This is a genomic window from Fodinibacter luteus (assembly GCF_039541575.1).
In the GTDB taxonomy this organism is placed as follows: domain Bacteria; phylum Actinomycetota; class Actinomycetes; order Actinomycetales; family Dermatophilaceae; genus Fodinibacter; species Fodinibacter luteus.
Genome location: NZ_BAABGM010000001.1, coordinates 49,839 through 73,285 on the forward strand (window position 1 = coordinate 49,839; position 23,447 = coordinate 73,285).

Here is a 23,447-nt window from a genome sequence, read left to right on the forward strand (position 1 = left end):
GGGTAACCACCGCTGGGGGTGCCGGCGCTCGAACGTGGGCACCGGCACACGACGGGTCCCGCTCGCGGCACCCGCGTGGGGTCAGCTGCGCTCGTAGGGCGCGACGACGACCTCGACGCGCTGGAACTCCTTGAGGTCGAGGTAGCCCGTCGTCGCCATGGCGCGGCGCAGGGCACCGACGAGGTTCGTGCGCCCGTCGGCGACCCGGCTCGGGCCGAAGAGCACCTCCTCGAGGCCGGCGACCGCCCCGACCTCGACGCGCTCGCCCCGGGGCAGCTCGGGGTGGTGCGCCTCCGGCCCCCAGTGGAAGCCCCGGCCGGGGGCGTCGGTCGCGCGCGCCAGCGCGGCGCCGAGCATGACGGCGTCCGCGCCGCAGGCCACCGCCTTGACGACGTCGCCGCTCGTGCCGACCCCACCGTCGGCGATGACGTGGACGTAGCGGCCCCCGGACTCGTCGAGGTAGTCGCGGCGGGCGGCCGCGACGTCGGCGATGGCCGAGGCCATCGGCGCGTGGATGCCAAGCGTGCGGCGGGTCGTGTGCGCGGCGCCGCCACCGAAGCCGACGAGCACCCCGGCGGCGCCGGTGCGCATGAGGTGGAGGGCGGCGGCGTAGGACGCGGCACCGCCGACGATGACGGGCACGTCGAGCTCGTAGATGAAGCGTTTGAGGTTGAGCGGCTCGGCCCGGCCCGAGACGTGCTCGGCCGACACCGTCGTGCCGCGGATGACGAAGAGGTCGACCCCGGCGTCGACGACGGTCTTCCACAGCTGCTGGGTGCGCTGCGGGGTCAGGGCGCCGGCCACGGTGACGCCACCGTCACGGATCTCGCGCAGCCGCTCGGTGACGAGGTCGGGGTCGATCTCGGCGCGGTAGATCTCCTGCATGCGGGTCGTCGCGAGCGCGGGGTCGAGGGTCGCGATCTCGGCGAGCAGCGGCGTGGGGTCCTCGTAGCGGGTCCACAGCCCCTCGAGGTCGAGCACGGGCAGGCCGCCCAGGCGACCGAGCGCGATGGCGCTGCGCGGGGAGACGACCGAGTCCATCGGGGCGGCGATGACCGGGATGTCGAAGTGGTAGGCGTCGATCTGCCAGCCGACCGACACCTCCTCGGGGTCGCGGGTGCGGCGCGAGGGGACGATCGCGATGTCGTCGAAGGAATAGGCCCGGCGGCCGCGCTTGCCGCGGCCGATCTCGATCTCGGTCACCGGGGCAGCCTACCGACGGGGATGCCGGCCACTCCCGCGGCCGTCCCCCGGCGGTCCACGCACCGACTGGGGGCCCGCCCCCACCCCCGCCGAAAGCGTTTCCATCACCCGGGTCCGGTGCGGCACACTGGACCGTCGGGGCAGTTCCCGCCTCTCGAACGGACATGGAGCCGACGTGTCATCAGCACCCGCGCCGACGGCGCCCCACGAGTACCCCGAGAAGATCGACGCGGCCGTCCTCACGGTCGCCGGCGTCGTCGTCCTCGGCGCCATCATGTCGATCCTCGACATCACCGTCGTCAACGTCGCGCTGCCGACCTTCCAGGTCGAGTTCGGCACCCCGGGGAACCCGCTGCCCTACTCCACGGTCGCGTGGACGGTCACCGCCTACACGCTGGCCCTCGCGACCGTCATCCCGATGACGGGGTGGGCCGCCGACCGGTTCGGGACCAAGCGGCTCTACATGACGGCGCTGCTGCTGTTCACCTTGGGCTCGGTGCTGTGCGCGATGGCCGCGACGATCGAGGCCCTCATCGCGTTCCGCGTCCTCCAGGGCCTCGGTGGCGGCATGCTCATGCCGCTCGGCATGACGATCATGACCCGCGCCGCCGGGCCCGCCCGGATGGGCCGCCTCATGGCGATCCTCGGCATCCCGATGCTGCTCGGCCCGATCTTCGGCCCGATCCTCGGCGGCTGGCTCATCGAGAACTACTCGTGGCACTGGATCTTCCTCATCAACCTGCCGATCGGCGCCATCGCGATCGTCTACGCCTGGCGGGTCCTGCCCTCCGACCGCCCGGAGCCCTCGGAGTCCTTCGACTGGGTCGGCATGGCCCTCATGTCGCCGGGCCTCGCGCTGTTCCTCTACGGCGTCTCCTCGATCCCGGGTGAGGGGACCTTCTTCTCCGCCAAGGTCGTCGTCCCGGGCACCATCGGCCTGCTCATGGTCGCCGGCTTCGTCGTCTGGAGCTTCCGTCCGGTCCACCCCCTGCTCGACCTGCGCCTGTTCCGGAACCGCAACCTCACCGTCTCGGTCATCACGATGTTCCTCTTCGCGGCGGCCTTCTTCGGCGGCCTGCTCCTCGTGCCGACCTACTTCCAGCAGGTCCGGGGGGAGAGCGCGCTCGAGGCCGGGTGGCTCATGGCCGTGCAGGGCCTCGGCGCGATGATCACGATGCCGATCGCGGGCGCCCTCGTGGACCGGCTGCCGGTCGGTCGCATCGTCCCCTTCGGGCTCGTGCTCATCATCGGCGGCATGTACGCGCTGACCCAGCTCACGGCGACGACGAGCTACTCGTTCATCCTCCCCGTGCTCTTCGTCATGGGGCTGGGCATGGGCGCGACGATGATGCCCCTCATGACCTCGGCGCTGAAGACGCTGAAGTCGCACGAGGTCGCCCGCGGCTCGACGCTGCTCAACATCAGCCAGCAGATCGCCTCCTCGATCGGTGTCGCCATCATGTCCGTCGTGCTCACGAACGGGCTCAACGACGACCCGCTGCTCAGGGCCGCCGCGGCCTTCGAGGAGGCGACCGCCGGCCTCACCGACGAGGCCCAGATCGGCCAGGTCGCCGCCCGGTTCCCCGAGGTCGCGGCGCTGCTCGCCCGGGGCCAGGAGGCCTTCATGGCAGCCGTCCACGAGGCGATGGCCGTGGCCTTCGCGAACACCTTCTGGGTCGCCGCGATCCTGCTCACCCTGACCCTCGTCCCGGCCTGGTTCCTCCCGCGCCGGCACGAGGAGTCGCACCTGCTCGACGACGCCACGGCCGACGAGGTCGCGCCGCCCATCGTCCTGCACTGACCGCGCCCCGGGGCCGGCATCCGTCATGCTGGGGCCCGTGCAGCCGGGAGCGTGGAACGCCATCACCGACGTCGAGGGGGTGCGGGTCGGCCATGCGACCCGGGACGAGCCGGGCTGGCTCACCGGGGTCACCGTCGTCGTCGCGCCGCCCGGCACCGTCGGCGGCGTCGACGTGCGCGGCGGCGGGCCGGGCACCCGCGAGACCGACCTGCTCGACCCGAGCCGCTCGGTGGACACCGTGGATGCCGTCGTCGTCGCGGGCGGCAGCGCGTTCGGCCTCGCGAGCGCCGACGGCGTCATGGCCGGGCTCTGGCAGGACGGGCTCGGTTGGCCGGTCGGCACGCAGCCGCACGAGGTCGTGCCCATCGTGCCGGCAGCGATCCTGTTCGACCTCGGGCGCGGCGGCGACTGGAGCCACCACCCCGGTCGCGACGACGGCCTGGCCGCCTACCGGTCCGCGACGTCCGGCCCGGTGACCGAGGGCTCGGTCGGCGCGGGGACCGGCGCGATGACCGGCGGGCTGCGCGGTGGGGTCGGCACGGCATCCGTGGTGCTGTCCTCGGGTGCGACCGTCGGCGCCCTCGTCGTCGTCAACGCGGTGGGCTCGGCGTGGGACCTCGCCGGGTCGCTCCTCGCCCGCCCGCTGCTCACCGACGCGGAGGCCGCCGCCCTCCCCGACCCGGACCCGGCGGCCGCGGCGGCCCACCGGGTGGAGCAGGAGGCGGCCCTGGCCGCCCTCGTCGCGGGGGCCGCCACGACCCTCGGCGTCGTCGCGACCGACGCGGTGCTCACGAAGTCCGGATGCCGCGCCCTGGCCGGCGTCGCCCACGACGGCTTCGCGCGGGCGCTCACCCCGGTGCACACGACCTTCGACGGCGACGCGGTCTTCGCCCTGTCGACGGGCACCGGGCCGCAGCCGTCCCGCGTCGAGCTCGTCGAGCTGCAGACCGCCGCGGCCGACACCGTCGCCCGGGCCATCGCCCGCGGCGTGCTCGCCGCCACGTCGGTGGACCGCGCGGCCGACGGGGGCGTCGCCCTGCGCTCGTACCGCGACGCGCTGACGCGCCACCCGGGCTGAGCGGGGCTCAGCCCTGCGAGGTGTAGTTCGGTGCCTCGACGATGCCGGTGATGTCGTGGGGGTGCGACTCGCGCAGGCCCGCCGTCGTGATGCGGATGAACCGGCCCCTCGCCTTCAGCTCGGGGACGGTGCGTGCGCCGACGTAGAACATCGACTGGTGCAGGCCGCCGATGAGCTGGTGGGCCACCGCGCCGACCGGGCCGCGGTAGGCGACCTGGCCCTCGATGCCCTCGGGGACGATCTTGTCGTCGGAGGTGACGTCGGCCTGGAAGTAGCGGTCCTTGGAGTAGGACTTCTTGCCGCGCGAGGACATCGCCCCGAGCGACCCCATGCCGCGGTAGGCCTTGAACTGCTTGCCGTTGATGAAGACGAGCTCGCCCGGCGACTCCTCGCAGCCGGCGAGCAGCGACCCGATCATGACGGTGTCGGCCCCGGCGACGAGGGCCTTGGCGATGTCGCCGGAGTACTGCAGCCCGCCGTCGCCGATGAGCGGCACCCCGGCGGGACCGCAGGCGAGCGACGCCTGGTGGATGGCCGTGACCTGGGGGACGCCGACGCCGGCGACGACCCGGGTCGTGCAGATCGACCCCGGCCCGACACCGACCTTGACGGCGTCGACGCCGGCGTCGATGAGGGCCTGGGCGCCGGCCCGGGTGGCGACGTTGCCGCCGATGACCTGGACGTGCCGCGTCGCGGGGTCGGCCTTGACGCGCTCGATCATCTCGAGGAGGAGGCGGGCGTGGCCGTGGGCGGTGTCGACGACGAGCACGTCGACGCCGGCCTCGACGAGGGTCGTCGCCCGCTGCCAGGCCTCGCCGAAGTAGCCGACCGCAGCGCCCACGAGGAGGCGGCCGTCGGCATCCTTGCTGGCGTTCGGGAACTGCTCGGACTTCACGAAGTCCTTGACCGTGATGAGCCCGCGCAGGCGCCCCTCGTCGTCGACGATCGGCAGCCGCTCGCGCTTGTGCTGGCGCAGCAGGAGGGTGGCCTCGTCGTGGCTGATGCCGACGTGCCCGGTGATGAGCGGCATCGGGGTCATGACCTCGCGCACGAGCGTGTGCCCCCACGCGGCGACGGGGGTGAAGCGCAGGTCGCGGTTCGTCACGATGCCCAGGAGGTGGTCTCCCGGGTCGACGACCGGCAGCCCGGAGACGCGGTAGCGGCCGCAGATCTCGTCGAGCTCCTCGAGGGTGGCGTCGGGGCCGATCGTGACCGGGTTGGAGATCATGCCGGTCTGGGTGCGCTTGACGAGGTCGACCTGGTAGGCCTGGTCCTCGATCGACAGGTTGCGGTGGAGGATGCCGAGGCCGCCGTGCCGCGCCATGGCGATCGCCATGCGGGCCTCGGTGACGGTGTCCATCGCCGCCGAGACGAGCGGCACCCGGAGCGAGATGCCGCGGGTGAGCCGGGACGTCGTGTCGACCTCGCTCGGGACGACGTCGGTCTCCCCGGGCTGGAGGAGCACGTCGTCGTACGTGAGACCGAGCTCGGCGAACGGGGATGCCGGGGCCGGCTCGGCCGTCGTCGCGACGACCGCGGGCGCCTCGGCGAGGGCGGCGCCCCCGAGGTCGCGGTCGGGGGCCGTGCTCGTCTCGTCGACTCCGAGGCTCATCACCCGATTCTACGGGGTGCGCCGACGTGGCCCGACACCTCACGCCGGTTCCGGCCGCCGGACGGTCGAGGCCCAGAGCCTTCGGAATCCGTACTCGACGACATCCATGGTCAGAGGCCCTTTTCGGGCGTCACCGGGGGTCTTGACCAAGTCCTTACCAAAGGATTGCCCACCGTGTACCAACCCGCTTCTAGCGTGAAGCCCTGGCCGCTCAGCGAGCGGCACCACCACGCACGGAGGTACGCATGGCCGAGATCACCCGACTGCCCGGTCCCGTGGCCGACCTGTGGGAGTGGCAGTTCGACGGCTCGTGCCGCCGGGTCGGTCCCGAGGTGTTCTTCCACCCCGAGGGCGAGCGCGGCAGCAAGCGACGCACCCGAGCCCGCGCCGCCAAGGAGATCTGCCTGTCGTGCCCCGTGCTCCAGCAGTGCCGCAGCCACGCGCTCGCCGTCCGCGAGCCGTACGGCGTGTGGGGCGGGCTCACCGAGGACGAGCGGGAGTCGTACTACGCGCGCGGGCGGCACATCGCGTCCTGACCGCGGTGGGTGCACCGCGGTCGGCGCCGGACCCGGGGGGCGAGGGGCGGTCCGGGTCGCAGAACGTCCCTGGGGCGGGGCGTCCTGCGACCCGGACGGGGGCCGCGCCGGTCGGCGTAGCCTGAGCCGGTGAGCACCCCCGTCGACGTCCCCATCCGTGACGCGTCGATCCGGCTCGGCCAGCTGCTCAAGCTCGCGGGGGTCGTCGACGACGGGGCGATGGCCCGTGAGGTCGTCGAGCGCGGCCTCGTCGCCGTCAACGGTGAGGTCGACACCCGTCGTGGGCGCCAGGTGCGCCCCGGTGACGTCGTGACCCTCGAGGGCGCCACCCTGCACGTCACCGCCGCCGCCACCTGACCACCCCCCGCCCGCCCCTTCCGCGGGCTCAGGAGCACTTCGCCGAGTCAGGGTCGAGCAGCACCCTGAGTCGACGGGGTGCTCCTGAGTTCGCGAGACACACGACGGGATGCCGCCCGCTCGGGTGAGCGGACGGCATCCGTCGTCGTGCGGGTGCGCCGTCGAACGGCGCGGGAGCGAGGGCTCAGTGGCCGTGCCCGTGGCCCTGGCCACCGGCGGCGGCCGGCTCCTCCTCCTTCTTGTCGACGACGAGGGTGTCCGTCGTGAGCACCATCGAGGCGATCGAGGCCGCGTTGCGCAGCGCCGAGCGGGTCACCTTGACGGGGTCGATGACGCCGGCCTTGACGAGGTCCTCGTACTCGCCGGAGGCGGCGTTGAGGCCCATGCCCGGCTCGAGGCCCTGCACCTGGGCGACGGCGACGTAGCCCTGCAGGCCCGCGTTCTCGGCGATCCAGCGCAGCGGCTCGGCCGCGGCCTTGCGCACGATCGACGCGCCGACCTGCTCGTCGTCCTCGAGCCCGAGGCCGTCGATGACCTTGACGGCCTGGATGAGGGCCGAGCCGCCACCGGCGACGATGCCCTCCTCGATGGCCGCGCGGGTCGCCGAGATGGCGTCCTCGATGCGGTGCTTCTTCTCCTTGAGCTCGACCTCGGTGTGCGCGCCGACCTTGATGACGCAGACGCCGCCGGCGAGCTTGGCGAGCCGCTCCTGGAGCTTCTCGCGGTCCCAGTCGGAGTCGGTGCGCTCGATCTCCTGCTTGATCTGCGCGACCCGGCCCGAGACGTCCTCGTGGGCGCCGGCACCGTCGATGATCGTCGTCGAGTCCTTGGTGACGACGATGCGGCGGGCCTGGCCGAGGACGTCGAGACCGACCTGGTCGAGCTTGAGCCCGACCTCCTCGGCGACGACCTGGCCGCCGGTGAGGACGGCCATGTCCTGCAGCATCGCCTTGCGGCGGTCGCCGAAGCCGGGCGCCTTGACCGCGACGACGTTGAACGTGCCACGGATCTTGTTGACGACGAGCGTCGACAGCGCCTCGCCGTCGACGTCCTCGGCGATGACGAGGAGCGGCTTGCCGGCCTTGACGACCTTCTCGAGCACCGGGAGGACGTCGGCGATCGCCGAGATCTTGCCCTGGTTGATGAGCACGTAGGCGTCCTCGAGGACGGCCTCCATGCGCTCGGCGTCGGAGATGAAGTACGGCGAGATGTAGCCCTTGTCGAACTGCATGCCCTCGGTGAACTCGAGCTCGGTGCTCGCGGTCGAGGACTCCTCGACGGTGATGACGCCGTCCTTGCCGACCTTGTCGAACGCGTCGGCGATCGTCGCGCCGATCTCCTCGTCCTGGGCCGAGAGCGCGGCGACCTGGGCGATCTCCTCCTTGGACTCGATCTCGCGGGCCGTGCGCAGCAGCTCGTCGGAGACGGCCTCGACGGCCCGGTCCATGCCGCGCTTCAGGCCCGAGGGCGACGCGCCGGCCGCCACGTTGCGCAGGCCCTCGCGGACCATCGCCTGGGCGAGCACGGTCGCCGTCGTCGTGCCGTCACCGGCGACGTCGTTGGTCTTGGTCGCCACCTCCTTCGCGAGCTGCGCGCCGAGGTTCTCGTAGGAGTCCTCGAGCTCGATCTCACGGGCGATCGTGACGCCGTCGTTCGTGATCGTCGGGGCGCCCCACTTCTTGTCGATGACGACGTTGCGGCCCTTGGGGCCGAGCGTCACCTTGACGGCGTTCGCGAGCGCGTCGACGCCGCGCTCGAGCGACTTGCGGGCGGAGTCGTTGAACTCCAGTTCCTTGGCCATGGATGTCCTTCGTTGTTCGGATGCCGGGCGCGCGGCTCGCGCTGCCCGCCGCAGGTGGGTGGTCGTTCGGGTCCGGCACCGGACGCGCCCCGGTCACACCCGGTGGCGGGTGCGCACCGGGGCGCGGTCACGGCATGCGGGTCTGCGTCGTGCGTCAGCCGACGACGGCGAGCACGTCACGGGCGGAGAGGATGAGGTACTCCTCGCCGCCGTGCTTGATCTCGGTGCCGCCGTACTTGCTGTAGATGACGCGGTCGCCGACCTGGACGTCGAGCGGGACGCGGTTGCCCTTGTCGTCGATGCGGCCGGGGCCGACCGCGAGGACCTCGCCCTCCTGGGGCTTCTCCTTCGCGGTGTCCGGGATGACGAGACCGGACGCGGTCGTCTGCTCGGCCTCGAGGCTCTTGATGACGATGCGGTCCTCGAGCGGCTTGATGGAAACCGACACGGTGTGCTCCTCCCCTGTGGGGTGAGTCGAAGTGGACGGGGACTGCGCGTCCGGGGCCGCTTCGCCGTCGCGGGGGTCGAGGAGGACCCGGCTGCGCTGGCACTCACCGTGGGCGAGTGCCAATGAGCCAAATCTAGGTCGCTCGTTAGCACTCGGTCAACTCGAGTGCCAGAGGCCGGACGGTGGTGGCCGGCGAGGGGGCGGCGCAATGGCATCATCTCCCCCCGTGGACGTCGGCATCGTGCGAGCTCTCGGGTCCCCCGAGGGCCGTGCGACGCTGCGGTCCCTGCCCCCCTACGACGAGCGCGAGGTGATGCGCCTCGGCGACCGGCTGCGGCGCGAGGGCCACTCCCCCGAGCTCGTCGCCGCCCTCCTCACCCAGCAGCGGCTCCAGGCCCGGGCGGTCGCGAAGTTCGGCGAGTTCGCCGGCGACATGCTCTACACACCCGACGGCCTCGAGCAGGCGTCCCGGCTCGAGGTGGCGGCGACCCACGCCGGCCGGTTCTACAACGCGAGCCTCGCGACGGTGCACGACCTCGGCTGCGGCATCGGCTCCGACGCGGTCGCCATGTCGGCGCTCGGGGTCACCGTGCGCGGCGTCGACATCGACCCCGCGACGGCCGCGGTCGCCGACCTCAACCTGCGACCCTGGCCGGACTCGCGCGCCCGGGCGGGCCTGGCCGAGGAGTTCGAGCCCCCGCGCGACCCGTTGCGCTCCCGGGTCGGCGTCTGGCTCGACCCGGCCCGCCGGGTGCCGGGCCACACCGGGCGGCACGGGCGGATCAAGCGGGTGTTCCGGCTCGACGAGATCCGGCCGACGTGGGAGTTCGTGCTCCAGGTCGCGACGGCGGTGCCCGCCACCGGGGCCAAGCTCTCGCCCTCGATGCCGCACGACGCCATCCCGCTCGGCACCGAGGCGCAGTGGACGTCCTTCGCCGGCGAGGTGCTCGAGTGCGCCGTGTGGTGGGGCCCGCTCGCCCAACGGCCCGGCCACAGCGCCCGCATCCTCGGCCCGGACCGCCCGCCCGTCGAGGTCGACCTCGAGATGGCCGAGCCCGACCCCCCGCTCGTCACCGGCGTCGACCGGGTCGGGCCCTGGCTCTACGAGCCCGACCGCGCCGTGACCCAGGCCGGGCTGCTCGGCGCGGTGACGGCGGCCACGCTCGGCAGCGAGGTCGACCGCGGCCTCGGTTACGTCGTCTCCGAGGCCGAGGTCGACATCCCGTTCGCTCGGCGCTACGCCGTGCTCGAGGTCATGCCGTTCAGCGTGCGCACCCTGCGGTCCTGGCTGCGGCAGCACGGCGTCACCGGCCTGACGATCAAGAAGCGCGGGGTGCGCCTGGACGACGACGAGCTGCGCCGCCAGCTGCGGATCTCGCGCAAGGCCGGCGACGGCGCCCAGCGGACGGTCATCCTCACCCGGGTCGCCGGCGAGCAGGTCGTCCTCGTCGTCGAGCCGGCCTGACCCCGCGGCGGTCAGAGGCCGGCGTCGGGCTGGGCGCCCGGATGCCGCACGGCCGCGGCTCCCGCGGCGAGGGCCGCGTCGAGGGCCTCCTCGCGGCCCGCACCGCGAGCGAGGGCGGCCGCGAGGGCCCCGCAGAAGGCGTCGCCGGCGCCGGTCGTGTCGACGACCTCCGACGGCTCGACGACGTGCGCGGGCGCCGTGACGCCGTCCCACGCCGCCCCGTTGGCCCCGAACGTCACGAGCAGCGACCGCGGCTGCGCCCCCGCCTCGGCGAGCGCGGCCATCTCGTGCTCGTTGGCGACGACCGGGTCGGCGATCGCGACGACGTCGGGTGGGAGCGCGGCGTACGGCGCGGTGTTGAGCACGACCCGGGCCCCGCGGCCGGCCGCCCGGCGCACGGCCGTGCACACGACCGCCCTCGGCACCTCGAGCTGGACGAGGAGCACGTCACCGGGGCCGAGCCCGTCGACCGCGGCGACCTCGCGCTCGTCGAGCCGGTCGTTGGCCCCCGGGACGACGACGATGGCGTTCTCGCCGCCGTCGGCCACCGTGACGACCGCGTGCCCGGTGGGCACCCCCGTGCAGACCCGCAGCGCCGACACGTCGACCCCGAGCCGCGCGAGCCGGTTCGCGTAGGCCGCGCCGCCCGCGTCGTCGCCGACGCACCCGACCATCGCCACGGCGGCCCCGGCCGCGGCCGCGGCGACCGCCTGGTTGGCGCCCTTGCCGCCGGCGAGCCGCTCCAGGCCCTCGCCGACGACGGTCTCGCCGGGGCGCGGGTGGCGCGCGACCCGCGTCACGAGGTCGACGTTGAGCGACCCGAGCACGAGCACCCGGCCGGTCACGACGCCTCCCCGCGGACGGTGCCCAGCCACAGGGCGGCGATGCGCGGCCCGTCGATCCCGAGGGCGACGTGGACGAGCGCGGGAGCCAGCCCGTGCGGGTCGTGGTCGAGGTGGCCGCCCCAGTCGCGGCGGTCGACGACCGTGCGGCCCCGGGTCCACGTGCCGGTGAGCTCGACCCGCACCGGGAGCCGTTCGGTGCGCACGGCATCCGGCTCGAGGAGGATCGCGACGGCACCCGCGTCGCCGATCGTGGTGCCCGCGCTGGCGAAGCGGCGGTGGTGGAACGAGACGAGACCCGCCGCGAGCCGGGCGGCGGGCGTGCCGACCCGCCGCAGGTCCTCGACCTCGCTGTCCGTGACGACCGGGTCGGAGAACACGTCGAGGCCGTACATCGTGACGGGGATGCCGTGCCCCGCGCAGGCGTCGAGGACGATGGCCGCCGCCTCCGGGTCGTGGAAGACGTTGAACTCGGCCGCGGCGGTGGCGTTGCTGATCTCGACGCCACCGCCCATGAAGACGAGGCGCCCGATCCGGGCGAAGGCGTCGGGGTGCACCCGGGCGAGCAGGGCCAGGTTCGTCATCGGCGCGAGCGGCACGACGGTCACCGGCGCGCCGGCCGAGGCCGCCGCCTCGAGCGTGTCACGCAGGAGGTCGACCGCGGGGCGCGGGTCGGCGCGAAGGCGCGGCGACGGCATCCCGAGGTCGGCCATGCCGTCGGAGCCGTGGACGTGCCGTGCGTCGACCGGCTCCTCGAGGAGCGGCCGGGCGGCCCCGACCCCGACGGGGACGTCGTCGCGCCCGGCGGCCTCGAGGACGGTGAGCGTGTTGCGCACGACGTCCGCGAGGGGTGCGTTGCCGCCGACGCACGTCACCGCGCGCAGGTCGAGGCGCGGGTGGAGGGCGGCGAGGAGGAGGGCGCAGGCGTCGTCGACCCCCGTGTCGACGTCGAGGACGACGGGGAGGCTCGGCATGGGTCGATCATGGCGGATGCCGTGCCACGCGCGGAACGGCCGGCCCACCCGACCGGGTCGTGTGCTCGAACGGTCGCTGGAGCAGCCGACTGCGCACACGACCTCGCCGAGGGGGCGGTGGCCGGCGGCGTTCGGAGGTGGCCGGGGCGATCACGTACCGTCGTCGGGTGCCCCCAGCGACGACCCGACCCCGACGGAGCCCCCGCCTCGCCGTGACGACCGGCAGCCTGCTGGCGTTCGTCCTCGCCGGCTGCGCGGGGCCCGCGCCGGGCCCGACGGGTGAAGCGTCGGACCCGGCACCGACGACGTCGAGGCCGGCGCCGACGAGCGCGCCGCCGAGCGCGCCGGCGTCCCCCACCGGGGAGCCGGCCGCCGCGTGCGTCGCGACGACGCTGGCGGCCCTCACCCCGGAGCAACGGCGGGGTCAGCTGCTCATGGTCGGTTTCGACACCAACGCCCCCCTCGAGTCGCTCGACGACCTCGTCACCGACGCCCACGTCGGCAACGTCATCTACCTCGGCGGCTGGGACGGCGCCGACAAGGTCTCGCGCACCTCGACCCACCTGCGGGACCTCGTCTCGACGCAGTCCACCGGTGACGTCGGCCTGCTCATCGCCGCGGACCAGGAGGGCGGTGAGGTGCACCAGCTGCGCGGCGAGGGCTTCACCCGCCCGCCGTCGGCCAAGGAACAGGCCGCGATGGAGCCCGCCCAGCTGACCCGCGAGGCGACCGGCTGGGCCGAGGAGCTCGCGGCCGCAGGGGTCAACGTCAACCTCGCACCCGTGACCGACACCGTGCCGAAGGAGATCGGCCGGGCCAACGGCCCGATCGGGCGCTGGGGCCGGCAGTACGGCTCGACCCCCGAGGCGGTCTCGCGCTCGGCCACCGCCTTCCTCGCCGGCATGCTCGAGGGCGGGGTCGAGGGCACCGTCAAGCACTTCCCCGGGCTCGGCCGGGTGCGCAACAACACCGACTTCTCGTCGACCGGCATCACCGACCGGGTGGCGACCGCCGACGACCCGCACCTCCGGCCCTTCGCCGACGGCATCGAGGCGGGCGCGGGCCTGGTCATGATGGCCTCGGCGCGCTACCCCCGGCTCGACGACGACGACCCCGCGATGTTCTCCGAGCGCATCGTCACCGGGCTGCTGCGCGAGGACCTGGGGTACGACGGTGTCGTCATCACCGACGACGTCAACGCCGAGGCGCTCGATGCGGTCCCCGTGGGCGAGCGGGCCGTGCGGTTCCTCGACGCCGGGGGCGACATCGTGCTCACCGGCGCGGCGGCCGACGCCGACGAGATGCTCGAGGCGATCGCGGCCGAGGCCGGGTCGGATGCCGGGTTCGCGGCCAAGGTCGACGCGGCGGTCGAGCGGGTGGTCACCCTCAAGGAGCGGATGGGCCTGCTGCCCTGCTCGACGACCCGCCCCTGACCCTCAGGACTGGACGAGGGTGACCGGCATCGAGGAGTCGGCCGGCAGCGAGAGGTCCGACGGGCTGCGCCCCTTGAGCACGAGCTGGGCGCCGAGTGCTGCCACCATCGCGCCGTTGTCGGTGCACAGCCCCGGTCGCGGGACCCGCAGCTCGATGCCGGCCGCCTCGCACCGCTCGCGCGCCATCGCCCGCAGGCGGGAGTTGGCGGCCACGCCGCCGCCGACCTGCAGGTGCTCGACGCCGTGCTCGCGGCAGGCGAGCACCGCCTTCCGGGTCAGCACGTCGGTCACGGCCTCCTGGAAGCTCGCCGCGACGTCGGCGACCGGCACCGGCTGACCCGACGCCTCGCGGGCCTGCACCCACCGCGCCACCGCCGTCTTCAGCCCGGAGAACGAGAAGTCGAACCGGTGCCGCTCCAGGTCGCGACCGGTCGTCAGCCCGCGGGGGAAGTCGATGACGACCTGGCCCTCGCCCGCCGCGCGGTCGATGTGCGGGCCACCGGGGAACGGCAGCCCCAGCACGCGGGCCACCTTGTCGAAGGCCTCTCCCGCCGCGTCGTCGATCGTCGACCCCAGGCTGCGCACGTCGTGCGTGACGTCGGGCACGAGCAGCAGCGAGGAGTGGCCGCCGGACACGAGCAAGGCGAGCGTCGGCTCGGGGAGCGGGCCGTGCTCGACGATGTCGACGGCCACGTGGCTCGCGAGGTGGTTGACGCCGTAGAGCGGCACCCCGAGGGCGAGCGCGAGCGCCTTCGCCGAGGCCACCCCGACCATGAGCGCACCGGCCAGGCCGGGCCCGGAGGTCACCGCGACCGCGTCGAGATCGCGCAGGCCGATGCCGGCGGTCGTGCAGGCTCGCTCGATCGTCGGCACCATCGCCTCGAGGTGGGCGCGGCTGGCCACCTCGGGCACGACGCCGCCGAAGCGCGCGTGCTCGTCGACGCTGCTCGCGATCGCATCGACGAGCAGCGTCTCGCCGCGCACGATCCCGACCCCGGTCTCGTCGCACGACGTCTCGATGCCGAGGACGAGCGGCTGGTCAGCCATCGTCGGTCTCCCTCCCGGACAGCGTCGTGCGCATGACGAGGGCGTCGACGTCGCCGGGCTGGTAGTAGCGGCGGCGGGTGCTCACGACGACGTACCCGCGGTGCCCGTAGAGCGCGACGGCCGGCTCGTTGTCGGACCGGACCTCGAGCATGACGTTCTTGGCTCCCCGCGCGGCGGCGCGTCGCTCGAGCTCGTCGAGCAGGAAGCGGCCGAGGCCCCGGCCGCGGGCGCGGGGCGCGACGGCGACGGTCATGACGTCGGCGACCTCGCCGCCGTGGTCGAGCCCGGCGTACCCCGCGATCCCCCGGTCGTCCTCGACGACGACGTAGTCGCGCCGCGGCCGGCCGGCCAGCTCGGCCCACCAGGTCGGCTCGGACCACGCGGCGTCGGGGAAGAGCTCGAGCTCGAGCGCCGCGAGCGCGCCCACGTCGGTCCAGCGGGCCTCGCGCAGCTCCGCCGGGGCCGCGGGCGAGGGGGCGGGGGCCGCCGTCACGGAGTGGCCCGCTCTGCGGTCGTCAGGGCGTCGGGGCGGCGCAGGTAGAGCGGCTCGACCGGCATCGGCTCGGCGGACGCGACCCGCCGGGCACCGAGCAGGGCGAGCAGCCCGGCATCCACGTCGAGGGGGTCGAGGGGGTTCGGGAACAGGTCGGGGTAGAGCACCGGGCCACGCCCGGCCGTGGGCAGCGAGCGAACCCCGGGGGGCAGCTCGGCGGGGCGGTCGACGGCCGGGTCGCCCACCCGGACCACGCCGTCGTGGGCCCCGGGGCCGGTGCCCGGCAGGTACCGCGCCCAGTAGACCTCCCGGCGCCGGGCGTCGGTCGCGACGAGCACCTCGCCGCGAGTGCGGAGGCGGTGGTCGGAGCGACCGGGTCCGCACTCGAGGCAGAGCGCCTGGTGGGCCAGGACGTCGAGCGAGCACATCCCGTGCACCCGGACCCCGAGCGCGTGGCCCATCGTCAGGCCCGTGACCATCCCGACGCGCAGCCCGGTGAACGGGCCGGGTCCGGTGCCCACGACGAGGCCGGTGAGGTCGCCGACACCGGTCCCGACGTCGCGCAGCAGCGCGGCGACGAGCGGGGCGAGGTGCTCGGTGTGGCCGCGGGCCTCGATGCGGTGCGCGGCGCCGAGCACCGATTCGCCGTCGCTGAGGCCGACCCCGATGGCGGACGTCGACGTGTCGATCGCGAGGATCAGCACGGGTCACCCCCGAGCGCGGCGAGGGCGGAGCCGGCGTCGTCAGCGGCCCAGCGGCCCCCGACGCCCGTGACGGTGGCGGTGCGCACCTCGGTGCCCGGGTCGGCGACGAGCACGACCTCGAGGCGGTCCTCGCTGAGGTCCTCGGCGAGGCCGTGGCCCCACTCGACGACCGTGACACCGTCGTCGACGGAGGCGTCGAGGTCGAGGGCGTCGAGCTCGAGGGTGCCGCCGAGGCGGTAGGCGTCGACGTGCACGAGGGCCGGACCCCCGACGAGCGAGGGGTGGACCCGCGCGATGACGAAGGTCGGCGAGGTGAAGGGCCCCCGGGCGCCCAGGCCCTCCCCGATGCCCTGGGTGAGCGTCGTCTTGCCGGCGCCGAGCCCGCCGGTGAGCACGACGAGGTCCCCGGCCCGCAGCAGCGCACCGAGGGCCCGCCCGAGCGCCCGGGTGTCGTCGGCCCCGGGGAGGACGACCCGCCGACCGCTCACGAGGCGGCCTCGCGGCCGTCCCGGGCCGACTTGGCCCGGGCGACGCGACGCTTCTTCGAGATGTCCTGGATGGTGCGGCGCACCCGCGGCTTGCTGCTCACCGGCAGGCCCTCGGCGACGGCGCGCTGGGCCCGGGCGATGAGCATGAGCAGCTGCTGGGTGACGACCTGCGGGTGCTCGAGCTGGAGGATGTGGCCGGCGTCCTCGACGACGACGTGCTCGGCCCCCGGGATGCGCCGGACGATCTCCTCGCTGTGGGCGGCCGGTGTGATGAGGTCGCCGGAGCCGTTGATGACGAGGGTCTCGATGCCGATGAGCGCGGTGACGTCCTCGCTGATGTCGAGGGCGTCCATGTCGGGCAGGAACGCGGCCATGACGTCGAAGGAGGTGGAGAAGATCATGTCGCCGACGAGGCGGACGAGCTCCGCGCTGACCGGCGAGTCGAACGTCCACCGCTGGAGCACGGCATCCTGCACGCCCCGGCCCATCGAGCGCAGCATCCCGATCGGCCCGGCGTGCCGCGACATCCGGGTGAGCACGCCCGGGCCGAGGGAGCCGATGACGCGGCCCGCGGTGGCGCCGAGGCCGAACTCGGTCATCTCGTCGCCGCCCGGGCTCGTCGACACGAGCGCCACCGCGAGCACCCGGTCGCGGACGACGTCGCGGTGCTGCCCGGCGTACGACATGACGGTCATGCCGCCCATCGAGTGGCCGACGAGGACGACCGGCCCGCTCGTGCACGTCGCGTCCATGACCGCGGCGAGGTCGCGGCCGAGCTGGGCGACCGTGCACCGCTGCAGGTCGGGCATGCCCGAGCGGCCGTGGCCGCGCTGGTCGTAGGTGACGACCCGGAACCCCGAGTGGATGAGGGCCCGGCGCTGGAGCACCCACGACTGCATCGTCAGGGCGAAGCCGTGGACGAGCACGACGGTCGGGGTGCGCCCGGCGAGGTGGCGCCGGCTCAGGCTCGAGGTGTCGGGGGCGTCGATCTCGACGTGGAGGGCGACGCCGTCCTCGGCGTGGACGACGAGCGACTCGGTGGGCGTGTGCGACCAGCCGTCCGGGGCGTCGACCGAGCGGTAGCCGGCCCGGGCCCGCATGACCCGGTCGCCGACGGCGCTCGCCGCCATGCCGAAGGGACCGAGGGCCGCCATCAGCGCTGCCCCCCGACGTGGACGCGGGGCAGGCGCGGTGCCATCCGGGTGACGATCTCGTAGCTGATCGTGCCGGCCGCCTCGGCCCAGTGCTCGGCGGTGGGCTCGCCGTCGGCGCCGCGCCCGAGGACGACGACCTCGTCGCCCGCGCTCCCGTCGTACCCCGGCCCGAGGTCGACGACGAACTGGTCCATGCACACCCGCCCGGCCACGCGGAGCCGGCGGCCGCGCACGAGCACCGGCCCGCGCTGCCCCGCCCCACGGGGGATGCCGTCGGCATACCCCATCGGCACGAGGCCGAGCACGGTGTCGCGCTCGGTGACGTACTCGTGGCCGTAGCTCACGCCCTGCCCCGCACGGGCCCGCTTGACGAGCGTGAGCCGCGCCGTGACCCGCATCGCCTCGCGCAGGCCGAAGTGGGCGCTGTCGCCGAGGTCGGGCACCGGTGAGAGCCCGTAGACGGCGAGGCCGGGGCGGACGAGGTCGAAGTGGGCTGCCGGGTTCGTCAGGGTCGCGGCGGAGTTGGCGAGGTGCCGCAGCGGCGGCCGCACCCCGGCGCGCTCGAGCTCGGCGCACGCCTCGAGGAAGCGCACCTGCTGGGCACGCACCGTCGGGTGCTGCGGCGCGTCGGCCCACGCGAAGTGCGACCACACCCCGGTGACCTCGACGGCGCCCTCGGCCCGGGCCCCGGCGACCCGTTCGACCATCTCGGGCCAGTCGGTGAGGATGCCGCCGCGGCCGAGGCCGGTGTCGACCTTGACCTGCACCCGGGCCGGGCGGCCGCGCTCGCGGGCGGCGGCGACGACGGCATCGAGGGTCCAGGCGCTGCCGACGGTGACCTCGATGTCGGCGTCGACAGCGCCCGCGACGTCGGCGCCGGGGGGGAAGATCCAGCTGAGCAGCGGCGCGGTGACCCCGGCGGCGCGCAGCTCGAGGGCCTCGGCGAGCTGCGCGACCCCGAGCCACGTCGCCCCGCCGGCGAGGGCGGCCCGGGCCACCGGCACGAGGCCGTGGCCGTAGGCGTCGCCCTTGACGACGGCGAGCACCTGGGCCGGCGCCGCGCGCCGCACGAGCTCGGCGACGTTGTCACGGACGGCGTCGAGGTCGACGCTCACCCATGCCGAGACGCCCGCGGGAGCGGGTGAGGGGGCGGGCACGGTCGTCATGGGCCTCACGAGTCTAGGACGCGGGGGGCAGCCCCCGAGCCAGCAGGTGGGCCACCGCACCCGGGATGCCGTGGGCGACCGCGAGCGCGCGGACCGGGCCGCCGGGGGTGGCCCGGTCGGCCGCCACGCCGTGGACGAGCGCGCCGAGGGCGCCGGCCACGTCGCACGGCATCCCGGCGGCGAGCAGGGCCCCGAGCAGGCCGGCGAGGACGTCACCCGCCCCGGCCGTCGCGAGCCAGGCCGGGGCGTCGGCCTGCGACCAGGCGACGGCCCCCTCGCCCGGGGGGACGACGAGGGTGGTGGCTCCCTTGAGCAGCACGGTGGCGCCGGTGAGCGTGGCGAGCCGGCGGGCGTGCGCGAGCGGCTCCGCCTCGACCTCCGCCCGGCCGACGTCGGTGCGGGTCAGGCGGGTGAGCAGGCGGGCGCACTCACCCGCGTGCGGGGTGAGGAGCGTCGGGAGGCCGGTGCGGGCCCGCAGGACCTCCGGGTCGAGCAGGTCGAGACCGCCGGCGTCGACGACGACCGGTTCGTCGCCGGCCAGGGCGTCGCGGGCGACGACGAGCTGGGTGGCGTCGGCGTCGGCGCGAGCGTCGGCGTCGGCGCGAGCGTCGGCGTCGGCGTCGGACCCGCCGGTCGGGTCGAGACCGGGCCCGACGACCCACGCCTGCACCCGCCCGGGGCCGTGCACCGCCTCCGGGACCGCGGCCCGCACGAGGCCGTCGGGGGTCGGCGTGCCCACGTAGCGGACCATGCCCGCGCCCGCCTCGACGGCCGCCGTGACGCTGAGCACCGCGGCGCCGGAGTACGACTCGCCCCCCGCGACGACGCCGACGACCCCCCTCGAGTACTTGTCGTCGGTCGGGCTCGGCACCGGCCACAGTGCGGCGACGTCGTCGTGGTCGAGCCGGCGCACGACCGGGTCGCCGTCGAGCTCGATGCCGATGTCGACGACGGTGAGCACGCCGCACGCCTGCTCGGTCGGGGGGAGCAGGTGCACCGGCTTGGCGACGGAGAACGTCACGGTCTCGTCGGCGAAGACCCCGTCGGGGTCGAGCTGACCACCCATGGGGTCCTGGCCCGAGGGCAGATCGACCGCGATGACGTGAGTGGTGTCCGACAGCGCCGCCACCCAGGCGGCCGCCCAGTCGGGCAGCCCGGGCCGGGCTCCGATGCCGAGGATGCCGTCGAGCACGACGTCGGCCTCGCCGAGCCCGGCGGGGTCGGTCGTGAGGACGACCCCGGCCGCCTCCGCGGCCGCCCGGGCTCCCGCGTGGACGTGGTCGTGGTGCACGGCGAGGGCGTTCCAGCCCGCCTCGGCCAGCCGCGCGACGGCATACAACGCATCGGCGCCGTTGTTGCCGGGGCCGACGAGGGCGGCGACCGCGTCGCCGTCCCGCTCCTCGAGGCGCGCCGCCGCCACGCCCGCGAGGCCCTCGACCGCACGGGCCATGAGCTCGCCCTCGTCGAGGGTCGCCATGAGCGCGGCCTCGGCCGCGTAGACCGCCTCGGTCGACCAGGCCTCGATCACGTGGTGCCTCCCTCGGCGACGACGACCGCCGACGCGATGCCGGCGTCGTGGGACAGCGACAGGTGCAGTGAGGTGATGCCGAGCGCCTCGACCCGGGCCCGGACGGTGCCGCGCACCTGCAGGTGCGGGCGGCCGTCGTCCCCGCGGTGCACCTCGGCGTCGTGCCAGTGCATGCCGGTCGGGGCGCCGAGGCTCTTCGCGAGGGCCTCCTTCGCCGCGAAGCGCGCGGCGAGCGAGTTGAGCGGCAGGTCGCGCTCGGCCTCGGTGAACAGCCGTTCACGCAGGGTCGGCGTGCGCTCGAGGGTCACCCCGAAGCGCGCGACGTCGACGACGTCGATGCCGACCCCGAGGATCACGGCGCGCCCGGCCGGCCGGTCACCGGAGCCGCCCGGCCCGACGGGTGCCGCGCGAGCGGCCGCGCTCACTCAACGGTGACGCTCTTGGCGAGGTTGCGGGGCTGGTCGACGTCGAGGCCCTTGGCCGTCGACAGGTGCAGGGCGAAGACCTGCAGGGGGACGACGGCGAGCAGCGGCGCGAGCATGGGCGAACAGTTCGGGATGCGGATGACCTCGTTGGCGAACGGCTCGACGTCGTCGTCGCCGTCGTGGGCGATGACGATGGTGCGCGCCCCTCGGGCGCGGATCTCCTGGATGTTGGAGACGACCTTCTTGTGCAGCTCGTGGGGGGCCTCGGGGCTCGGCACGACGATGAAGACCGGCTGGCCGGCGTCGATGAGCGCGATCGGCCCGTGCTTGAGCTCACCGGCGGCGAACCCCTCGGCGTGGATGTAGGCGAGCTCCTTGAGCTTGAGCGCGCCCTCCATCGCGACGGGGTAGCCGACGTTGCGGCCGAGGAAGAGCACCGAGCGGGTGTCGGCCATGAAGCTGGCCATCTCGACGACCCGGTCCATCCGCCCGAGCAGCTCGTCGATCTTGTCCGGGATGCCCTGCAGCTCGGCCATGACGGACTTCGCGTCGTCGGCGTAGGTCTCGCCGCGCAGCTGGGCGAGGTAGAGCCCGAGCACGTAGGAGGCCGTGATCTGGGCGAGGAACGCCTTCGTCGACGCCACGGCGATCTCCGGGCCGGCGTGGGTGTAGAGGACGGCGTCGGACTCGCGCGGGATGGTCGAGCCGTGCGTGTTGCAGATCGACAGCGTCATCGCCCCGAGCTCGGCGGCGTGCTTGACGGCCATGAGGGTGTCCATGGTCTCGCCGGACTGGCTGATCGAGACGACGAGGGTCGTGCCGTCGACGATCGGGTCGCAGTAGCGGAACTCGTGGGCGAGGCTGACCTCGACGGGGATCCGGGTCCAGTGCTCGATGGCGTACTTCGCGACCATGCCCGCGTAGGCCGCCGTGCCGCAGGCGACGATCGTGATGCGCTCGACCGCGCGCAGCTGCTCCTCGGAGATGCGCACCTCGTCGAGCACGAGGCGGCCCGCGTCGTCGGTGCGCCCGAGCAGGGTGTCGGCCACGGCGTGCGGCTGGTCGTGGATCTCCTTCTCCATGAAGGTGGGGTAGCCGCCCTTCTCGGCCGCCGCGGCATCCCACGTCACCTCGTAGGCCTTGCCCTCGGCGGGGGTGCCGTCGAAGCCGATGACCTCGTAGCCGTCGGGAGTGATCGTGACGATCTGGTCCTGGCCGAGCTCGAGGGCGTGCCGGGTGTGGCCGATGAACGCGGCGACGTCGCTGCCGAGGAAGTTCTCGCCCTCACCCAGCCCGACGACGAGCGGGGAGTTGCGCCGGGCGCCGACGACGACGCCGGGGCTGTCCGCGTGCACGGCGAGGAGGGTGAAGGCGCCCTCGAGGCGCTGGACGACGCTGCGCATGGCGAGCGTGAGGTCGCCGACCCGGTCGTACTCCCGACCGACGAGCTTCGCGGCGACCTCGGTGTCGGTCTCGGAGTCGAAGTCGACGCCGTCGGCGAGCAGCTCCTTCTTCAGGGCGTGGAAGTTCTCGATGATGCCGTTGTGGATGAGGGCCAGCCGGCTGCCGTCACCGCCGCGGTGCGGGTGGGCGTTGCCGTCGGTGGGGCCGCCGTGGGTGGCCCAGCGGGTGTGGCCGATGCCGGTGCGGGAGGCGGCGAGGGGGTGGGCGTCGAGCGCCGAGCGCAGGTTCTCGAGCTTGCCCGAGCGCTTCTCGGCGGCGATGCCGTCGTCGGTCACGAGCGCGACCCCGGCGGAGTCGTAGCCGCGGTACTCGAGCCGGGTCAGCCCCTCCATCACGACCTCGAGGGCCGTGTCGTCCATGGTCCGGCCCACGTAGCCGACGATTCCGCACATGGGTGCCAGCGTAGTGCGAACCCCCGACCCGGCCCGCGCGCGGACGCCGCGGCGCGGCATGCGCCAGAATGAGGCGGGTGAGCACGACGCAGGAGCGAGGGACGACCCCGACCCCCTACGTCGACCTCGACCGCCGGGCGTGGTCACGCCTGCGGGAGAACCACCCGATGAGCCTGGAGCAGGGCGACCTCGCGCGGCTGCGCGGCCTCGGCGAGCGCCTCGACCTGCAGGAGGTCGAGGAGGTCTACCTGCCGCTGTCCCGGCTGCTCCACTTCTACGTCGAGGCCACGCACGGGCTGCGCCTCGCGACGAGCGAGTTCCTCGGCGAGCGACCGACCCGGGTCCCCTTCGTCGTGGGCGTCGCCGGGTCCGTCGCCGTCGGCAAGTCGACGACCGCTCGCATCCTCAAGGAGCTCATGAGCCGCTGGCCGCACACGCCGAGGGTCGAGCTCGTGACGACCGACGGCTTCCTCCACCCGAACGCCGAGCTCGAGCGGCGGGGGATCCTGCACCGCAAGGGTTTCCCCGAGTCGTACGACCGGCGCGCGCTCGTGCGGTTCATCGCCGCGGTCAAGTCGGGGATGCCGTTCGTCGACGCCCCGCAGTACTCCCACCTCACGTACGACGTCGTCCCGGGCACGGTGCGGGTGTGGCGGCCCGACGTGCTCATCGTCGAGGGGCTCAACGTCCTCCAGCCGCCGACGGTGCGACCCGACGGGTCGAGCACCGGGGCGATCTCGGACTACTTCGACTTCTCGGTCTACGTCGACGCACCCGTCGAGGAGATCCGCACGTGGTACGTCGAGCGGTTCCTCCGGCTGCGGGAGACGGCGTTCGCGGACCCCCAGTCGTACTTCCACCGGTACGCCTCGCTCAGCGACGGCGGGGCGGTGGCGACGGCGGCGCGGATCTGGGCGCAGATCAACGAGCCCAACCTCGTCGAGAACGTCCTGCCGACGCGGGAGCGGGCCACCCTCGTGCTCACGAAGGGCGCCGACCACGCGGTGACGCGGATCAGGCTGCGCAAGATCTGATG

General features: G+C 74.3%; 22 protein-coding genes. 7 read left to right on the forward strand and 15 right to left on the reverse strand.

Going from position 1 to position 23,447, the window contains the following annotated elements; translation table 11 throughout:
- Nucleotides 1–81: 81 nt before the first annotated feature.
- Entirely contained in the window at nucleotides 82–1,203 is a 1,122-nt protein-coding gene (locus ABD899_RS00210) for a GuaB3 family IMP dehydrogenase-related protein (protein ID WP_345200986.1), read from the reverse strand.
- A 175-nt stretch (nucleotides 1,204–1,378) separates the two neighbouring features.
- Between ABD899_RS00210 and ABD899_RS00215 the strand changes: the two genes are divergently transcribed.
- Both ABD899_RS00215 and ABD899_RS00220 read left to right on the forward strand, forming a co-directional pair.
- A complete protein-coding gene (locus tag ABD899_RS00215) occupies nucleotides 1,379–3,004 on the forward strand; it encodes a DHA2 family efflux MFS transporter permease subunit (protein WP_345200988.1) in 1,626 nt (541 codons plus the stop codon).
- Nucleotides 3,005–3,041: 37 nt separating this feature from the next.
- Entirely contained in the window at nucleotides 3,042–4,082 is a 1,041-nt protein-coding gene (locus ABD899_RS00220) for a P1 family peptidase (RefSeq protein WP_345200990.1), read from the forward strand.
- A 7-nt stretch (nucleotides 4,083–4,089) separates the two neighbouring features.
- On the opposite strand, the gene guaB is transcribed toward ABD899_RS00220, so the two are convergent.
- Complete coding sequence (gene guaB / locus ABD899_RS00225) at nucleotides 4,090–5,694, reverse strand: IMP dehydrogenase (RefSeq protein WP_345200992.1); 1,605 nt, start codon at nucleotides 5,692–5,694, stop codon at nucleotides 4,090–4,092.
- A 245-nt stretch (nucleotides 5,695–5,939) separates the two neighbouring features.
- Between guaB and ABD899_RS00230 the strand changes: the two genes are divergently transcribed.
- Together ABD899_RS00230 and ABD899_RS00235 are read left to right on the forward strand one after the other, a co-directional pair.
- Complete coding sequence (locus ABD899_RS00230; protein WP_345200995.1) at nucleotides 5,940–6,230, forward strand: WhiB family transcriptional regulator; 291 nt, start codon at nucleotides 5,940–5,942, stop codon at nucleotides 6,228–6,230.
- A gap of 129 nt (nucleotides 6,231–6,359) precedes the next feature.
- Nucleotides 6,360–6,587, forward strand: coding sequence for an RNA-binding S4 domain-containing protein (locus ABD899_RS00235; RefSeq protein WP_345200997.1), 228 nt, complete (start codon nucleotides 6,360–6,362; stop codon nucleotides 6,585–6,587).
- 184 nt (nucleotides 6,588–6,771) lie between these two features.
- On the opposite strand, the gene groL is transcribed toward ABD899_RS00235, so the two are convergent.
- Nucleotides 6,772–8,388 carry a chaperonin GroEL gene (gene groL, locus ABD899_RS00240; RefSeq protein WP_345200999.1) on the reverse strand — a complete coding sequence of 539 codons (1,617 nt, stop codon included), beginning with the start codon at nucleotides 8,386–8,388 and terminating at the stop codon, nucleotides 6,772–6,774.
- A 154-nt stretch (nucleotides 8,389–8,542) separates the two neighbouring features.
- Nucleotides 8,543–8,836: a co-chaperone GroES gene (groES, locus tag ABD899_RS00245; RefSeq protein ID WP_345201002.1), complete on the reverse strand. Its 294-nt coding sequence runs from the start codon at nucleotides 8,834–8,836 to the stop codon at nucleotides 8,543–8,545.
- A gap of 226 nt (nucleotides 8,837–9,062) precedes the next feature.
- Between groES and ABD899_RS00250 the strand changes: the two genes are divergently transcribed.
- Nucleotides 9,063–10,301: a class I SAM-dependent methyltransferase gene (locus tag ABD899_RS00250; protein ID WP_345201004.1), complete on the forward strand. Its 1,239-nt coding sequence runs from the start codon at nucleotides 9,063–9,065 to the stop codon at nucleotides 10,299–10,301.
- Between the two features lie 11 nt (nucleotides 10,302–10,312).
- Here the strand turns inward: ABD899_RS00250 and ABD899_RS00255 are convergent, their stop codons facing one another.
- Nucleotides 10,313–11,146, reverse strand: coding sequence for a PfkB family carbohydrate kinase (locus ABD899_RS00255; RefSeq protein ID WP_345201006.1), 834 nt, complete (start codon nucleotides 11,144–11,146; stop codon nucleotides 10,313–10,315).
- Nucleotides 11,143–12,117 carry a nucleoside hydrolase gene (locus ABD899_RS00260; protein ID WP_345201008.1) on the reverse strand — a complete coding sequence of 325 codons (975 nt, stop codon included), beginning with the start codon at nucleotides 12,115–12,117 and terminating at the stop codon, nucleotides 11,143–11,145. Before ABD899_RS00260 ends, ABD899_RS00255 begins: the two co-directional genes overlap by 4 nt.
- A gap of 167 nt (nucleotides 12,118–12,284) precedes the next feature.
- Between ABD899_RS00260 and ABD899_RS00265 the strand changes: the two genes are divergently transcribed.
- On the forward strand, nucleotides 12,285–13,550 hold the full coding sequence (locus ABD899_RS00265) for a glycoside hydrolase family 3 N-terminal domain-containing protein (protein WP_345201011.1): 1,266 nt from the start codon (nucleotides 12,285–12,287) through the stop codon (nucleotides 13,548–13,550).
- Between the two features lie 3 nt (nucleotides 13,551–13,553).
- Here ABD899_RS00265 and tsaD read toward each other — a convergent pair whose 3' ends face one another.
- The 9 genes from tsaD to glmS all read right to left on the reverse strand — a co-directional run bounded on the left by tsaD (nucleotide 13,554) and on the right by glmS (nucleotide 22,411).
- A complete protein-coding gene (gene tsaD, locus ABD899_RS00270; protein WP_345201013.1) occupies nucleotides 13,554–14,597 on the reverse strand; it encodes a tRNA (adenosine(37)-N6)-threonylcarbamoyltransferase complex transferase subunit TsaD in 1,044 nt (347 codons plus the stop codon).
- Complete coding sequence (gene rimI / locus ABD899_RS00275) at nucleotides 14,590–15,090, reverse strand: ribosomal protein S18-alanine N-acetyltransferase (RefSeq protein ID WP_345201016.1); 501 nt, start codon at nucleotides 15,088–15,090, stop codon at nucleotides 14,590–14,592. The genes tsaD and rimI overlap by 8 nt, the downstream gene beginning before the upstream one ends.
- The gene (tsaB, locus tag ABD899_RS00280) at nucleotides 15,087–15,794 is read right to left on the reverse strand and encodes a tRNA (adenosine(37)-N6)-threonylcarbamoyltransferase complex dimerization subunit type 1 TsaB (protein WP_345201018.1); all 708 of its coding nucleotides are present in this window, start codon (nucleotides 15,792–15,794) and stop codon (nucleotides 15,087–15,089) included. Before tsaB ends, rimI begins: the two co-directional genes overlap by 4 nt.
- Nucleotides 15,788–16,282 (reverse strand): tRNA (adenosine(37)-N6)-threonylcarbamoyltransferase complex ATPase subunit type 1 TsaE, encoded by a 495-nt coding sequence (tsaE, locus tag ABD899_RS00285; RefSeq protein WP_345201021.1) that lies wholly within the window; start codon nucleotides 16,280–16,282, stop codon nucleotides 15,788–15,790. Before tsaE ends, tsaB begins: the two co-directional genes overlap by 7 nt.
- Nucleotides 16,279–17,436 (reverse strand): alpha/beta fold hydrolase, encoded by a 1,158-nt coding sequence (locus tag ABD899_RS00290; protein ID WP_345201023.1) that lies wholly within the window; start codon nucleotides 17,434–17,436, stop codon nucleotides 16,279–16,281. Before ABD899_RS00290 ends, tsaE begins: the two co-directional genes overlap by 4 nt.
- Nucleotides 17,436–18,602, reverse strand: a complete 1,167-nt coding sequence (gene alr, locus ABD899_RS00295; protein ID WP_345201025.1) for an alanine racemase — start codon at nucleotides 18,600–18,602, stop codon at nucleotides 17,436–17,438. Before alr ends, ABD899_RS00290 begins: the two co-directional genes overlap by 1 nt.
- A gap of 13 nt (nucleotides 18,603–18,615) precedes the next feature.
- The gene (locus ABD899_RS00300) at nucleotides 18,616–20,130 is read right to left on the reverse strand and encodes a bifunctional ADP-dependent NAD(P)H-hydrate dehydratase/NAD(P)H-hydrate epimerase (protein WP_345201027.1); all 1,515 of its coding nucleotides are present in this window, start codon (nucleotides 20,128–20,130) and stop codon (nucleotides 18,616–18,618) included.
- Entirely contained in the window at nucleotides 20,127–20,486 is a 360-nt protein-coding gene (locus tag ABD899_RS00305) for a holo-ACP synthase (RefSeq protein ID WP_345201655.1), read from the reverse strand. Before ABD899_RS00305 ends, ABD899_RS00300 begins: the two co-directional genes overlap by 4 nt.
- 65 nt (nucleotides 20,487–20,551) lie before the next feature.
- Nucleotides 20,552–22,411 (reverse strand): glutamine--fructose-6-phosphate transaminase (isomerizing), encoded by a 1,860-nt coding sequence (gene glmS, locus ABD899_RS00310; RefSeq protein WP_345201029.1) that lies wholly within the window; start codon nucleotides 22,409–22,411, stop codon nucleotides 20,552–20,554.
- A 68-nt stretch (nucleotides 22,412–22,479) separates the two neighbouring features.
- Here glmS and coaA point away from each other — a divergent pair, with 68 nt between their 5' ends.
- The gene (coaA, locus tag ABD899_RS00315) at nucleotides 22,480–23,445 is read left to right on the forward strand and encodes a type I pantothenate kinase (RefSeq protein ID WP_345201031.1); all 966 of its coding nucleotides are present in this window, start codon (nucleotides 22,480–22,482) and stop codon (nucleotides 23,443–23,445) included.
- Nucleotides 23,446–23,447 lie beyond the last annotated feature (2 nt).

What these genes read in the sequence shown, in the direction of transcription:
- guaB (WP_345200992.1), bottom strand. Translation starts at nt 5,694, where the DNA reads ATGAGCCTCGGAGTCGACGAGACGAGCACGGCCCCCGACCGCGACCTC.
- ABD899_RS00230 (WP_345200995.1), top strand. Translation starts at nt 5,940, where the DNA reads ATGGCCGAGATCACCCGACTGCCCGGTCCCGTGGCCGACCTGTGGGAG.
- groL (WP_345200999.1), bottom strand. Translation starts at nt 8,388, where the DNA reads ATGGCCAAGGAACTGGAGTTCAACGACTCCGCCCGCAAGTCGCTCGAG.
- ABD899_RS00260 (WP_345201008.1), bottom strand. Translation starts at nt 12,117, where the DNA reads ATGCCGAGCCTCCCCGTCGTCCTCGACGTCGACACGGGGGTCGACGAC.
- tsaD (WP_345201013.1), bottom strand. Translation starts at nt 14,597, where the DNA reads ATGGCTGACCAGCCGCTCGTCCTCGGCATCGAGACGTCGTGCGACGAG.
- ABD899_RS00290 (WP_345201023.1), bottom strand. Translation starts at nt 17,436, where the DNA reads ATGGCGGCCCTCGGTCCCTTCGGCATGGCGGCGAGCGCCGTCGGCGAC.
- alr (WP_345201025.1), bottom strand. Translation starts at nt 18,602, where the DNA reads ATGACGACCGTGCCCGCCCCCTCACCCGCTCCCGCGGGCGTCTCGGCA.
- glmS (WP_345201029.1), bottom strand. Translation starts at nt 22,411, where the DNA reads ATGTGCGGAATCGTCGGCTACGTGGGCCGGACCATGGACGACACGGCC.
- coaA (WP_345201031.1), top strand. Translation starts at nt 22,480, where the DNA reads ATGAGGCGGGTGAGCACGACGCAGGAGCGAGGGACGACCCCGACCCCC.